We start from the raw sequence: 13,057 nt of genomic DNA, 5'->3' as shown, positions 1-13,057 counted from the left end.
ATTGTCGGGCCTTGTGCGAGGGCATGCCTTGATCTGCGTCATCTCCGGCGTCGAGGACGTCAATTTGACTTGTCGTCCCGGTCGATGAGTATCCGTTCCGCCGCACCGTCGAGGTCCTCGTATTGACCGCTCCTCAAGGCCCACAGGAACCCGGCCAGCCCGAGCGCGCCGAGGAACAGCGCCACAGGTATGAGGTAGACGAGCGTCGTCATGAGGATCGTGCCAGTGCACCAAAGCCGGCGCGCCTGTCGGCCGCAGTGCTTTTTGCTGGAGTGTGCGGCCCAAAGCCCTGCAGCCGTAACGCGTTTCCAATAACCAGCAGCGAGGAGGCGGACATGGCGATCGCCGCAATCAATGGCGTGACCTGTCCCAGGATTGCGATCGGCACGGCGACGGCATTGTAGACGATCGCGATCGCGATGTTCTGGCGTATCAGCCGCCCGGCTTTCCGCGAGACGTCCAGTGCGAGAGGCACGGCCAGAAGGCTTTCGCGCAGGAATACGAAGTCCGCCGCGTTGCGGCCAATGTCGGCTGCGGTGGCCGGTGCGATCGAGACATGCGCCGCGCTCAGCGCAGGCGTGTCGTTGAGGCCGTCGCCAACCATCAGGACCTTGTGTCCGTCTTTCGCCAGTGTCTCGATGCATTCGACCTTGCCGGACGGCAGCAGGCACGCAACGAAGTCACCGACACCCAGAATTTTCGAGACTTCGGCGCAGGCGCCTGCGGTATCGCCAGACAGCATTTGCACCGACACCCCGACATCGTTCAATCGCTCGACTGCCGCCCTGGCGTCGGCACGCAGCGCATCCTCGAAATCGAAGGTGGCGACGATGATGCCGTCTTTCGTCAGGACCGTTCCGCCATAGCCATGCTTGCCTTCGCCGCCAGTTCGGGCCTTCCATCCGGCCCATCCGCGTCGGCCCAGCCGCCAGATGGCTCCCGCGTCGGCAGCTTCGATCCCAAACCCGGGATGCTCGGTGACGGCATCGAACTTTTGTTGCCTGCCAGGAGAGGCAAATCCGGCGATGGCCTTCGAAAACGGATGACGCGAATGCGCGGCCATGTCTGCGGCGATTGCCATTATGGCTGGGTCGATCGACGACGCATTGACGAGCCGAGGCTGTCCAAGCGTGAGCGTTCCGGTCTTGTCGAACACCGCTGTATCGATCGTCGCCAAGCGCTCCATGGCCGAACCGTCCTTGACCATGATGCCGTTCTCGAACAGGCGCCGCGCGGCGACCACCTGAACGATCGGCACGGCGAGGCCGAGCGCGCACGGGCATGTGATGATGAGAACAGCAATGGCGATGGTGATCGCCCTATGCCAGTCGCCGGTTGCCGCCATCCAGCCAAGGAACGTCACGAAGGCGGTCAGGTGAACCACAGGGGCATAGAGCGCCGAAACGCGATCGGCGATCCGGCGATAATGCGCCCGGCCGCCCTCGGCGGCCTCCATCAACCGAACCATTTCCGCCAGGAACGAATCCTTCGCGGCGGCTGTCGCCTCGATCGTCAGCGAGCCGGTGAGATTGAGCGTACCGGCCTGAACCCGTTCCCCCGACGCCACCGTTTTCGGCGTGCTCTCGCCGGAAACCAGCGAGCAGTCGAGATCCGACGCCCCCTGAACGATCTTGCCGTCGACGGGTATCCTTTCGCCGGCTGCGATCAGCAGCAGCATGCCTGGTTCGATGTCGCCAACCGGCAGGTAATCGCGTGCTCCATCGCTGCGCAGGACCATTGCGCCACGCGCCGCCAGCTGCGACAGGCTTTTCACGGCGGTCCGGGCACGTTCCCGCATGACATGATCTAGCGTGCGGCCAATCAACAGGAAGAACAGCAGCGACACCGACGCATCGAAATAGGCGTGATCGCCATGGTTGACCGTCTCATAGAGGCTCATGGCGTAGGCGAGCGACACCCCGACCGCGATAGGCACGTCCATGTTCATGCGGCCGTGGCGCAACGCATTCCAGGCCGAGCGGAAGAAGATGCCGCCGGCGAAGGCGAGGGCAGGGATGGCGATAAGCGCCGAAACCCAGTGGAACAGGTCGCGGGTTGCACCTTCGGCACCTGACCAGACAGAGACCGAAAGCAGCATGATGTTGCCCGCCGCGAACCCGGCGACCGCGACGGCGCGGATCAACTCCGAAAGCGTCCTGTCCTTGGCGTCGGCCTCGGGAGCGAAGAGATGCGCCTGGTAGCCGAGCCGCCCAATCGCGGCGACGAACGGTGGAACCTCGTCCCCACGCCACCGGACCAAAACCCGTTTCGTCGACAGGTTGACACGAGCGCCCTCGACGCGATCGAGTTTTCCCAACGCCGTCTCGATCGTCTGGATGCAGGCTGCGCAATAAACCGTCGGCACGGAAAGATCGGTCTGGCGAAGGTCATCGCCAAGCGATCGGCTCGCCAGCCTGATCTCCTCGCTAGATGGCAGGACCGATGTGGTGCTCGAGACATCCAGCGCCATTTCAGCGCCCGGCGCACAACAGCTCATTGCAGCGCTCCATGGGAAATCATGATCCTGCGGACGTCGCGATAGGGTTTCGCCAGACCGGCATCGGCGTCGATCTCGACGATCCAGACGCCGTCCTTCGGCATGTGCTGCGCGGCAAACTCCTGGCCGGAGGCGAGCGCGAGCGTGACGGCCTTGTCCTCTTTCTCGTAGGCGGGATGGCGAAACAGCACCTTGACGCCATGCAAGGGAACAGGCTTGCCGGCGGCGTCGGTGAGCCCGTATCGAACTTCGCCCCATGCGATGGTCAGCTTGCCGGTCCAGCCGAGCGCTGCCTGCGCGCGACCCTCCTCGGCCTGCTTGTTGAATTGCTGGCTCGCCACATAGGTGTTTTCGACGACAAGGCCCGTCCAGCTCGTGTTGGCGAGCGTCGCCATGGTCAGATTGACCGCGATCACCACCCCGAAAAAGGCAAGGATGATGGCCAACATGTGCCTGCCGGTGAATTCGCGGGATTTCTGCGTATTCGCGCTCATCTGGCGGTCTCCGGCGCGTTGAAAGTGGCGGTGTATTCGTCCGCCTCGAAACTCGCCTTGTCCTCGACACGGAACTTGAAGGTCTGCGCTATGCCGCGGATCTGATCGACCGGCTGGCGCACGAAGACCTTCAGCATCTTCAGGCGGTCGGGCTCGACCGGAATGGCGAAGGAACGGCCTGCCGGGATGTCGTCGCCGACCACGCTCATTTCAGCCCCTGGCAAGCCTTGCATGGTGACGACGATCGTCCTTGGCTCGGGGATCATGTTGAGCAGCTTGACGGTGTAGCCGTTGCGGATCGAACCGTCGGACAGCGTGACGAATTGCGGATTGCGGTCATGCAGCACGTTGACTTCGAGCCTGTCACGCGTCAGCAGCGAATAGAGCAGGCCCAGGCCGATCAGCGACCACAAACCCATGTAGACATACGTGCGTGGGCGAAAGATCTTGCGAATATGGAAATGGGCCACCTTGTCGGAGAACAGACCCTCAGCGGTCCTGACCAGCGACGGATTGACTGAACCGGAGCCGCTCGCGGTCGCCAGCATCATGTTGGCGTTGTAGTCGGAGAGCGTTGCGTAAGAGATCAGCCCGCGCTCCTTGCCGAGCTTGTCCATGACGCCGTCGCAGGCGTCGATGCAAAGCGCGCAGGTAATGCATTCGAGTTGCTGGCCGTCGCGAATGTCGATCCCCATCGGGCAGACCGCGACGCAGGCATTGCAGTCGACGCAGTCGCCTACGGGCTGCCCTGCTGCTTGCACCTTCTTGGCGTGGCGCGAGCGCGGTTCGCCGCGCCAGTCATTGTAGGTGACGGTGAGCGAACTTTCGTCCAGCATGGCTGCCTGGATGCGCGGCCATGGGCACATATAGGTGCAGACCTGCTCGCGCATCAGCCCGCCGAACGTATAGGTCGTCGCCGTCAGCACGGCGACGGTGATGTAGGCGACGGGTGCCGCAGTGCCGGTGAAGAGCTCGCCGACCAGCGTCGGCGCATCGGCGAAATAGAAGATCCATGCGCCGCCGGTCGCCGCACCGATGACCAGCCAGATGGCGTGCTTCGATATCCGCAGCACGAGCTTGCGAGCGGTCCACGGCCCGGCATCGAGCTTCATGCGCGCGTTGCGGTCGCCCTCGATGGCCCGCTCGACGACCAGAAACAGATCGACCCATACGGTCTGCGGGCATGTATATCCGCACCAGGCACGGCCAACCGTGGATGTGACCAGGAAAAGACCGACGCCGGCCATGACCAGCAGGCCGGCCACATAGTAGAATTCCTGCGGCCAGATCTCGATGAAGAAGAAGTAGAAGCGGCGGTTGGCGAGATCGAGCAGCACGGCCTGGTCCGGAGCAAACGGACCACGATCCCATCGCAACCACGGTGTCAAATAGTAGATCCCGAGCGTGATCGCCATCACCAGCCATTTGAACTGGCGAAAGCTGCCCGAGGCCCGCTTGGGGAAGATCTTCTTGCGCGCGGCATACATCGGCTGGCGCACTTTGGCGGAGTTGACCGCCTCGGCTTCGAGCCGTTCTACCTGCGTATTGTCCAGCACATGCACCTCCACTCGCGCGGGCGGCAATCTGCCCATGCCTGGGCCGCCAGCGTGGGGAAGTCTTGCCGCAGGGCAGCGCCACGCGCGTTGATGCAAGTCAAATCGGGTTGCCGAAACAAACCGAGGCCCGGACATGCCGGGCCTCGTCGCTCGGGCGGTGAAGGGATGAGAATAGGCCCCCGCTTCCTATTCTCCGCCGCCAAGCGAATGAACGTAGACCGCCAGTTCCTTGACCTTGGTTTCGCCCAGGCGTGCGCCCCAGGCTGGCATTACCCCCTGCTTCGGCGTGCGAACCTGAGCGGCGATGGCTGTTTCGCCGGAGCCATAGAGCCATATCGCGTCGGTCAGATCTGGAGCCCCGAGTTCCTTGTTGCCTTTTGCGTTGTCGCCGTGACAGGAGACGCAATTTTCGGCAAAGACCTTGGCGCCGGGCGCGATCAGGCTTGCGTCCTGGACCTTGCCGGAAAGGCCGGCCACGTAGGCGCTCACCTGTGCGATCTGGTCAGCGGTTATGATATCGCCAAAGGCAGGCATTTCCGACAGGCGCGTGTCCGGATCGGACGCGAAGCGGATGCCGTGCGTGATCGTCTGCTGGATCTGCTCGGCCTTGCCGCCCCAGAGCCAATCGTCGTCGTTGAGATTGGGAAAGCCTCTGGAGCCCTGGGCGCCGGAGCCATGACACTGCACGCAATTGACCTTGAAAGCGGCGCCACCGGCAGCAACCGCGAACTCGCGCAAGGTGTCGTCCGCGGCAATCTCAGAAACGCTCTTGGACTCCACCGCCGCGACATACTTGCCCTTGGCGGCTTCAGCAGCGGTCAGTTCGTTCTTGACCTCATTGCGGCTGGAATAGCCAAGCACGCCCTTGGTTGCCGAGTGCAGCAGAGGCCATGCCGGATAGGCGATGGTGTAGCCGATCGCCCAGACGATGGTGACGTAAAAGGTGACGACCCACCAGCGCGGAAGCGGGTTGTTCAGCTCCCGGATGCCATCCCATTCGTGGCCGGTGGTCGAGACGCCAGAGATTTCGTCGATGTGCTCGTCGCTCATGATCACTCGTCCTCAAGGGGAATCCGGGCGGCTTCGTCGGCCAGCTTGCGGCTGCCGGGGCGGAGCGCGAAGGCGATTGCGCCGACAAAGAACAGCGCCATGGCGACCAGACCCCAGCTGTCGGCAAACTCTCGCATCAAATTGTAATCCATGGATAAGACTCCTCAGCGGTAGCCGGCGGCTTCGTCGTAGTTCTTGAAATCGACCAGCGTGCCGAGCATCTGCAGATAGGCAACGAGAGCATCCATTTCGGTCACCTGTTGCGGGTTGCCGTCGAAGTCGCCGATCTTGGCTTTGGGATAGCGGGCTTCGAGGCCGGATGTGTCGGCGTTGGGATCGGCCTGCGCCATCAGATCGGCATTGGCGTGGGCGATCATGTCATCGCTGTAGGGGACGCCGACCTGCCTGTTAGCGACCAGATGCGTCGAGAAGTCTTTCACGTCGATCGGCGCGTCTTTGAGGAACGCGTAGCTCGGCATGATCGATTCCGGGACGACCGAACGTGGATCGGCAAGGTGCTCGACGTGCCATAAATTCGAGTAACGGTCGCCAACCCGGGCGAGGTCCGGTCCGGTGCGCTTCGATCCCCATTGGAAAGGATGATCGTACATCGACTCTGCCGCCAGGCTGTAATGGCCGTAGCGCTCGACCTCGTCACGGAACGGCCTGATCATCTGGCTATGGCAGAGGTAGCAGCCCTCGCGCACATAGATGTTGCGTCCCGCAAGTTCGAGCGGCGAGTAAGGCCGCATGCCCTCGACCTTCTCGATCGTGTTGTCGAGATAGAAGAGCGGCGCGATCTCGACGATGCCGCCTACGGTCACCACAAGAAGAGAGCCAACGAGAAGAAGCGTGGCGTTCTTCTCGATGAGTGCATGTCTGTCCATCAGGCTCATTCTCTGGCTCCTTATTCGGCAGGCTGCAGGGAGGGTGCGGAGCCCGGCATCGGCTCTTCCGCGCGCTGGTATCCGAGGATGGTCATGGTGATGTTCCAGGCCATGATCAGGGCACCGGAGAGGTACATGGCCCCGCCGATGGCGCGCATGACATAATAGGGGTGCATGGCGGCGACGGTTTCGGCGAAGGAGTAGACCAGGAAGCCCTGCTCGTCGTATTCGCGCCACATCAGGCCCTGCATGATGCCGGACACCCACATCACCGCCGCGTAGACGACGATGCCGAGCGTCGCCAGCCAGAAGTGCCAGGTGACCAGCCGCAGCGAGTAGAGGCGTTCTCGGTTCCAGAGCTTCGGCACCATGTAGTAGATCGCGCCGAACGAGATCATGCCGACCCAGCCGAGCGCACCGGAATGGACGTGGCCGATGGTCCAGTCGGTATAGTGCGACAGCGAGTTGACCGTCTTGATCGACATCATCGGCCCCTCGAAGGTCGACATGCCGTAGAAGGCGATGGCCATCACCATCATGCGAATGATCGGATCGGTACGGAGCTTGTCCCAGGCGCCCGACAGCGTCATCAGGCCGTTGATCATGCCGCCCCATGACGGCATCCACAGCATGATCGAGAACACCATGCCGAGCGTCTGCGCCCAGTCGGGCAGGGCGGTGTAGTGCAGATGATGCGGACCGGCCCAGATGTAGAGGAAGATGATCGCCCAGAAATGGATGATCGACAGCCGGTAGGAGTAGACCGGCCGGTTCGCCTGCTTGGGCACGAAGTAATACATCATGCCGAGGAACCCGGCGGTGAGGAAGAAGCCGACGGCGTTGTGGCCGTACCACCACTGCGTCAGCGCGTCCTGCACCCCGGAAAAGGCGGAATAGCTCTTGGAGCCCAGGAAGGAGGCCGGCATCGACAGGTTGTTGACCACATGCAGCATCGCGATGGTCACGATGAAGGACAGGTAAAACCAGTTGGCGACGTAGATATGCGGTTCTTTGCGCTTCAGGATCGTGCCGAGGAACAGGACGAGATAGGCGACCCAGACGATGGTCAGCCAGATGTCCACATACCATTCGGGTTCGGCGTATTCGCGGCTCTCGGTGATGCCGAGCAGATAGCCGGTCGCCGCCATGACGATGAAGAGCTGGTAACCCCAGAACACGAACCAGGCGAGATCGCCGCCGAACAGCCGCGCGCGGCAGGTGCGCTGCACGACATACAGAGACGTGCAAAGCAGCGCGTTGCCGCCGAAAGCGAAGACCACGCCCGACGTATGCAGCGGCCGCAAACGACCGAAATTGAACCAGGGCTGGATGTTGAGATCGGGGTAGGCGAGCTGCAGCGCGATGACCACGCCGACCAGCATGCCGACGACGCCCCAGAACATGGTGGCGACGGCGCCGTAACGGACCGGCCCATCCATGTAAGCGGATGCATCGATGGGAGCGGCAGCTTCAAAGCTCGTGTTGCGGATAAGGACGGCGACAAAACCGAGCAGCACGAAAAACAGCACCCACATGTGCTGCCGGAAGGGCTCGTCCACACCGAAGCCAGCGGCCACCAGAGCCGCAAATGTAAAAAGGGCCAAAGCGAAGATTTGTGTGCCGAATTTCATGACATGTCCCCGACCTCGGATTCCGATGCGCGGACGCCAATCCGCCTGGACACCAATTCCTCAGCCGTAGTGTCACCGCCTTGATCCATGTCAAAGCTCAGCGCTTTCGGATTGGGCAGCGTGGTCTTGCAAACCAACCGGGGGCCGCCGTTGAGCCAGACGAAAGGACCGGGAACGTCGCTGTTCGGAGCAGGCGATGAAAATCCCGCACCAGCCGATCGATCCTGCAGAGAAGCGGTCCCGGCCGCGGTGATGAAGCGCGCGCACAGGGAAAAGCTGCAGCTCTGCGATGCCCTGGAGAGAATTGCAGACGCCTTGCCCAGCGTCGATCGTCTGAAATGTCTCGGCACGGCCAACGCGATCGTTCCGTTGCTGCGCAACATTCATCAATACGAAGAGACGGTCATCTTTCCCGCCTACGATGCCGCTTTGACCGGCAGCGGTGCGAACCTTACCTCAACCCGGCGATTGCGGGCCGAACATGTGGAAGACGAATGCTTTGCCAGTGAGGTGACCGAAATATTATTGGCCATCGGTCATGGTGAGACAGTCGAGAATCCCGAAACCATCGGCTTCATGTTGCGCGGCCTGTTCGAGAACTTGCGCCGGCACATCGCGTTTGAACGCGAGCACGTCCTGCCGATGATCGGGATCGTCGACCGGGACTAGAGCATGATGCCGAAAAGTGTGAGGCGGTTTTCGGCCGACATCATGCTCTATCGCTTTGATTTAGAGGCGGATTCAGCTTTCAGGTCGATTCAACCTGAAATCATCCGGCTCTAGGCGCCAGAGCGGCTCTCCAACCGGGTGAGGCTGTCCACCGTCACATGGCGGTTGTTGTCGATCCGGATCACGCCGTCTGTCCGCAGCCGGGTCAATTGGCGGCTCACCGTTTCGATCGTCAGGCCGAGGAAATCGGCGATGTCGGCGCGCGTGAGCGGCAGGTCGAAGCTTGTCGCGTTGGTGGCTGGATCGAGCGTGGGATCGATATTTCTGGCAATCATCAGCAGAAAGCTCGCCACTTTTTCGGCGGCGGTCTTGCGTCCCAGCGTCACCATCCAGTCGCGCGCCTCGTCGAGTTCGTTCAGCGTTTGCTTGAGCAGGCGATGCTCGAGCTCCGGCGATTGCTTCATCATCCGTTCGATCGCCGTCTTCGGAAACGAGCAAAGGGAGACAGCGGTCGCCGCTTCCGCGTTGATCTCGCTTTCCACCTTGAAAGGTCGTCCCAGAAAGTCCGGCGCGAACTGGAGGCCGACGATCTGCTGGCGTCCGTCCGAAAGGCTCTTCGTCAGCTTCACCACGCCGGAAAGCACGTTCGAGTAGCTGTCGACGGTTTCGGCGTCGCCGGTCAATTCGCTGCCCGGCTCGACACTGTGCCTTGACGAGGTCTTGGCGAGCCCAACCAATTGGTCGGGGTCGAGGGCACCGCAAACGCCGCGATGCCTTGCCTCGCATGATTGGCAAAGCACAGGAATGCCGACGCTATGAATATCCTCACGCACTGTCATCACGATCGTCCGAGGATCCAGGGTATCGGCAAAATAGCATCGGCCCATTGAAAACGCCTTGTGGCAGTTTGTCCGGTGCAAGGGCTTTGACCGAAATCAAGGCATTTGCGTCCCGTCGCGGCCATTTTCCTGGCCATGCAAACACAAGGGATGGCGACATGCGACCGGAACTAGCTGCCAGGCTTGGCGAGAACGTGCCGCGCTACACGAGCTATCCGACCGCGCCGCATTTCCATCCGGGGGTCGATGCCACTGTCTGTCGAGGCTGGCTGGAGGCGCTCGGGAAAGGCGACGAGATTTCGCTCTATCTGCATATTCCCTACTGCGACAGGCTCTGCTGGTTCTGCGCCTGCCACACCAAGCAGACCCGTCACTATGACCCGGTAACCGCCTATCTCCGCTCTTTGCATGCCGAGATCGCCACTATCGCCCGCATTGTCGGTGGCAAGGCCGGCGTGCGCGCCGTCCACTTCGGTGGCGGCTCTCCGACGATGCTGAAGCCCGAGGACATGGTGGAGCTGGGGAAAGCATTGCGGGCCAGCTTCGATTTTCTTCCGGACGCCAAGATCAGCGTCGAAATCGATCCCAATGATATGGATGACGCCCGCCTCGATGCGCTTGCCGAGATCGGCATGACCCGGGCAAGCCTCGGCGTCCAGGATTTCGACCCGAAGGTGCAAAAGGCAATTAACCGCGAGCAGAGCTTTTTGCAGACCAAAGCGGTCGTCGACGGCGTTCGCACGCGCGGTGTCGAATCAGTCAATCTGGACCTGCTCTACGGCCTGCCGCACCAGACCAGGGAGAGCGTGTCCTCCACCGTCGCGCAGGCGTTGACCCTGGAACCGGACCGGATGGCATTGTTCGGCTACGCGCATGTGCCCTGGTTCAAGAAGCATCAGACGATGATCGACGAGGCATGGTTGCCGGGTCCGGCGGAGCGGTTTGCTCAATCACAACTGGCCGCTTGTCTTATGCTGAACGCGGGATATGAAGCCGTCGGCTTCGACCATTTCGCCAAGCCCAACGATGCGTTGGCCGTAGCGGCCAGAACCGGCTGCTTGCGCCGCAATTTCCAAGGCTACACGGAGGATCGCTGCGAAACGCTGATCGGCCTCGGCCCATCATCCATCAGTCAATTTCGCCAAGGCTATGCGCAGAACATGCCGTCGACCGCGGAGTATGGGCGCATGGTCTCAGACGGTGGGCTGGCGGCTGTCCGTGGTATCGCACTTTCCGACGACGACCGCGTTCGCGGCTGGATCATCGAGAGGCTGATGTGCGATTTCGCCTTCTCGGCGATCGAGCTGGTGGAGCGCTTTGGCCAAGCCGGCCAAAGGCTTCTGCTCAAGGCAAGTTCCACTGCTCTTGATGGTCCTGCGCGGTTCCTTGAACTCGATGGCGACAGCTTCGTCGTGCCGGCGGAAAGTCGCCCCTTTGTCAGAAGCATTGCGGCGAAGTTCGACAAATATCTTGAAGCCGGCAAGGCCAGGCATTCGGTAGCGGTCTGAACGTCCGTCCCGGTCAAAAGTGCTCGCCAGCCCTGAACGGGCCGATACGAGTTCCTGCCGCGATCAGATAGGCGGTCGACCAGCCGAGCAGAAGAAAGCCATTCACGCCTTCCAGCGCCGCCAGCACCCGCCAGTCATGGGCCGGCACCACGTCGCCATAGCCAACGGTCGAAAAGGTGATGGTGGAAAAGTAGAGCGCGGTCTCGAAGTCGGGCAGAACGCCGAGCAGGCGGTACACGCCTGCCCACAACCAGACCTCGGCCGTCATGACGGCAAAAAGGCCCATCACAACGCTGATCATTGCAACGACCCGGCTTCGCCGACCATGCATGCGAAATCGCGCCACCAGATGTCCCATCGCACGGGTGACGGCAATGAGGCCGAAGGTGTGAATGACGACCGTCAGGCTTATGACGATCGTGCCGACGAAGAGGTTGAGACCCATGCGAGGAAACTAGGAGCCGCGAGGGACGCTTTCCTTGCGTAAAATCAAACCTGGCGCTGGCCTTTCGAGCCTTGAAGCAATCGGTCGGGTTTCGCCAAGTTCGCCTATTGGCGTGCGCCTGGCGCGGCGGGACCAAGGCGAAAGAACATCGCCAGCTTCAGGCTTGCCGCGATCCGCTCGGCTCTGTCGACAAACACCGCCGCCGTTTCCGGGGCGAAGAGTTCGGCCGCCGTCTGGCCGAAGAGGGCCTGCCAGATCTCGAAATCGGCCTCGGTGACATCCTTGAGCTTGAGGTGCGCCGGCACCGGGCGTCCGTGATAGTCGCCGCTCTTGAGGACGACAGAACACCAGAAGTCCGTCATTTTCTCGAGATGAGGCTCCCAATCCCCGGTGATTTCGCGCGCGAAAATCGGACCGAGACGCTCGTTCTGTCTGACCTTTGCATAGAATTCGCGGACCAGTTTTCCGATCGAAGTTCGATCAACGCCGCTATGGTTCAGAGCCTGTTCCGCGACAGGACGTGCCCGGTCAACCGGAGCGGATTTTGAAGTCATTCGTGCTCTCTTGTTTCTGCTGCAGTCAGGTCAATCCCAAGCTGCGAATGGTGGTTTGAAAGAAACCTGTCCGGTCGCGGACAAGCCGGAAACCCAGATTGTCGGGCGGCGTTCCTACGGCGCAGCCGCCGCTCTTACCGTCCCGAATGAAGTTCGACATATAGGTGCGGTGGAAGCCCTCCACAGCGTGTACTCCACAGTTGTCGATCGAGCTCGCGGTGCGCTTTCCATCGCTGCCTATCGTGGCGTGCGAATAACATGTCGAGGTCCATTCCCAGACATTGCCTGCAATGTCCGACAGGCCCTTTGAATTGGTGCCGAAGGCGCCTTGAGCTCTCGGCTCGGGATCAGGTTTGCGTCCGAGCGCAGCCTCCTGGCGATACTGTGCCAGCCACCGTCGCGCCGGGTTGTTCGGGTCGCTTTCCCCACCCTCGATGTCACCTTTGAATCGCTCGCCGGCGGCGTAAGCCCACTCCACATCCGTGGGCAAGCGCCATGCCTCACCCGTGCGGGCTGACAGCCAGGTCGCATAGGCTTCGGCATCGATGTGGCTGACGCCGGTGACCGGCACGTTGCCGATCTTGCGCGAGTCGGCGGGCTTGCAGGCACCTTCCGCCACGCAAAGTCCATAGTCCGACACGCTTACCTGGTATTTCATGATTGCCAATGGCGCATCGATGGTTTCCTGCACCACAGGCGCTGCGACGGAATGGTTCTGCTTGAGGAATTCCCCGGGCTGTGGGTGATCGAACGAGCCGGGTCCCAGGACCACAAGTTCGCTCACGGCGACCGGTGGCGGGAATTCCAATGAAGCCCTGTCGAGCGCATGGTTTATGCCCAAGCCGATCAGTGCGGCTGCCGCAGTTGTTCCGAATGCGAAGACAGGATCGAAGGGCATGGCACCAAGTCCGGCCGCACGTGCAACCT

At 61.6% G+C, this 13,057-nt stretch carries 14 protein-coding genes; 2 read left to right on the top strand and 12 right to left on the bottom strand.

Features of this window, described 5'->3' with window-relative positions; translation table 11 throughout:
* Positions 1-59 precede the first annotated feature (59 nt).
* The 8 genes from ccoS to ccoN form a co-directional block, all read right to left on the bottom strand.
* Positions 60-212: a cbb3-type cytochrome oxidase assembly protein CcoS gene (gene ccoS, locus AC1D2G_RS25725; RefSeq protein ID WP_457153287.1), complete on the bottom strand. Its 153-nt coding sequence runs from the start codon at positions 210-212 to the stop codon at positions 60-62.
* Positions 209-2,497, bottom strand: a complete 2,289-nt coding sequence (locus tag AC1D2G_RS25720) for a heavy metal translocating P-type ATPase (RefSeq protein ID WP_477417498.1) — start codon at positions 2,495-2,497, stop codon at positions 209-211. Before AC1D2G_RS25720 ends, ccoS begins: the two co-directional genes overlap by 4 nt.
* On the bottom strand, positions 2,494-2,991 hold the full coding sequence (locus tag AC1D2G_RS25715; RefSeq protein ID WP_095080471.1) for a FixH family protein: 498 nt from the start codon (positions 2,989-2,991) through the stop codon (positions 2,494-2,496). Before AC1D2G_RS25715 ends, AC1D2G_RS25720 begins: the two co-directional genes overlap by 4 nt.
* Positions 2,988-4,547 carry a cytochrome c oxidase accessory protein CcoG gene (ccoG, locus tag AC1D2G_RS25710; RefSeq protein ID WP_477417496.1) on the bottom strand — a complete coding sequence of 520 codons (1,560 nt, stop codon included), beginning with the start codon at positions 4,545-4,547 and terminating at the stop codon, positions 2,988-2,990. Before ccoG ends, AC1D2G_RS25715 begins: the two co-directional genes overlap by 4 nt.
* A gap of 186 nt (positions 4,548-4,733) precedes the next feature.
* Positions 4,734-5,597 (bottom strand): cytochrome-c oxidase, cbb3-type subunit III, encoded by an 864-nt coding sequence (gene ccoP / locus AC1D2G_RS25705; protein ID WP_477417494.1) that lies wholly within the window; start codon positions 5,595-5,597, stop codon positions 4,734-4,736.
* 2 nt (positions 5,598-5,599) lie between these two features.
* Positions 5,600-5,749: a CcoQ/FixQ family Cbb3-type cytochrome c oxidase assembly chaperone gene (locus tag AC1D2G_RS25700; RefSeq protein ID WP_023759205.1), complete on the bottom strand. Its 150-nt coding sequence runs from the start codon at positions 5,747-5,749 to the stop codon at positions 5,600-5,602.
* 12 nt (positions 5,750-5,761) lie between these two features.
* Positions 5,762-6,493 carry a cytochrome-c oxidase, cbb3-type subunit II gene (gene ccoO / locus AC1D2G_RS25695; protein WP_477303467.1) on the bottom strand — a complete coding sequence of 244 codons (732 nt, stop codon included), beginning with the start codon at positions 6,491-6,493 and terminating at the stop codon, positions 5,762-5,764.
* A gap of 11 nt (positions 6,494-6,504) precedes the next feature.
* Positions 6,505-8,115 carry a cytochrome-c oxidase, cbb3-type subunit I gene (gene ccoN, locus AC1D2G_RS25690; RefSeq protein ID WP_477417492.1) on the bottom strand — a complete coding sequence of 537 codons (1,611 nt, stop codon included), beginning with the start codon at positions 8,113-8,115 and terminating at the stop codon, positions 6,505-6,507.
* A gap of 252 nt (positions 8,116-8,367) precedes the next feature.
* Between ccoN and AC1D2G_RS25685 the strand changes: the two genes are divergently transcribed.
* Positions 8,368-8,784 carry a hemerythrin domain-containing protein gene (locus AC1D2G_RS25685; RefSeq protein WP_477417662.1) on the top strand — a complete coding sequence of 139 codons (417 nt, stop codon included), beginning with the start codon at positions 8,368-8,370 and terminating at the stop codon, positions 8,782-8,784.
* Positions 8,785-8,894: 110 nt separating this feature from the next.
* Here AC1D2G_RS25685 and AC1D2G_RS25680 read toward each other — a convergent pair whose 3' ends face one another.
* Positions 8,895-9,623 (bottom strand): Crp/Fnr family transcriptional regulator, encoded by a 729-nt coding sequence (locus tag AC1D2G_RS25680; protein WP_477417490.1) that lies wholly within the window; start codon positions 9,621-9,623, stop codon positions 8,895-8,897.
* A 158-nt stretch (positions 9,624-9,781) separates the two neighbouring features.
* Here AC1D2G_RS25680 and hemN point away from each other — a divergent pair, with 158 nt between their 5' ends.
* The gene (gene hemN, locus AC1D2G_RS25675; protein ID WP_477417488.1) at positions 9,782-11,131 is read left to right on the top strand and encodes an oxygen-independent coproporphyrinogen III oxidase; all 1,350 of its coding nucleotides are present in this window, start codon (positions 9,782-9,784) and stop codon (positions 11,129-11,131) included.
* 13 nt (positions 11,132-11,144) lie between these two features.
* Here the strand turns inward: hemN and AC1D2G_RS25670 are convergent, their stop codons facing one another.
* The 3 genes from AC1D2G_RS25670 to AC1D2G_RS25660 all read right to left on the bottom strand — a co-directional run bounded on the left by AC1D2G_RS25670 (position 11,145) and on the right by AC1D2G_RS25660 (position 13,028).
* Positions 11,145-11,576 (bottom strand): potassium channel family protein, encoded by a 432-nt coding sequence (locus tag AC1D2G_RS25670; protein ID WP_477417486.1) that lies wholly within the window; start codon positions 11,574-11,576, stop codon positions 11,145-11,147.
* 104 nt (positions 11,577-11,680) lie between these two features.
* Complete coding sequence (locus AC1D2G_RS25665) at positions 11,681-12,130, bottom strand: group III truncated hemoglobin (RefSeq protein ID WP_477417484.1); 450 nt, start codon at positions 12,128-12,130, stop codon at positions 11,681-11,683.
* A 25-nt stretch (positions 12,131-12,155) separates the two neighbouring features.
* Positions 12,156-13,028: an SUMF1/EgtB/PvdO family nonheme iron enzyme gene (locus AC1D2G_RS25660; protein ID WP_477417482.1), complete on the bottom strand. Its 873-nt coding sequence runs from the start codon at positions 13,026-13,028 to the stop codon at positions 12,156-12,158.
* Positions 13,029-13,057: the final 29 nt, after the last annotated feature.

This window comes from Mesorhizobium sp. P2_C7 (assembly GCF_056404515.1).
This window is presented reverse-complemented; position numbering and strand designations above follow the sequence as displayed.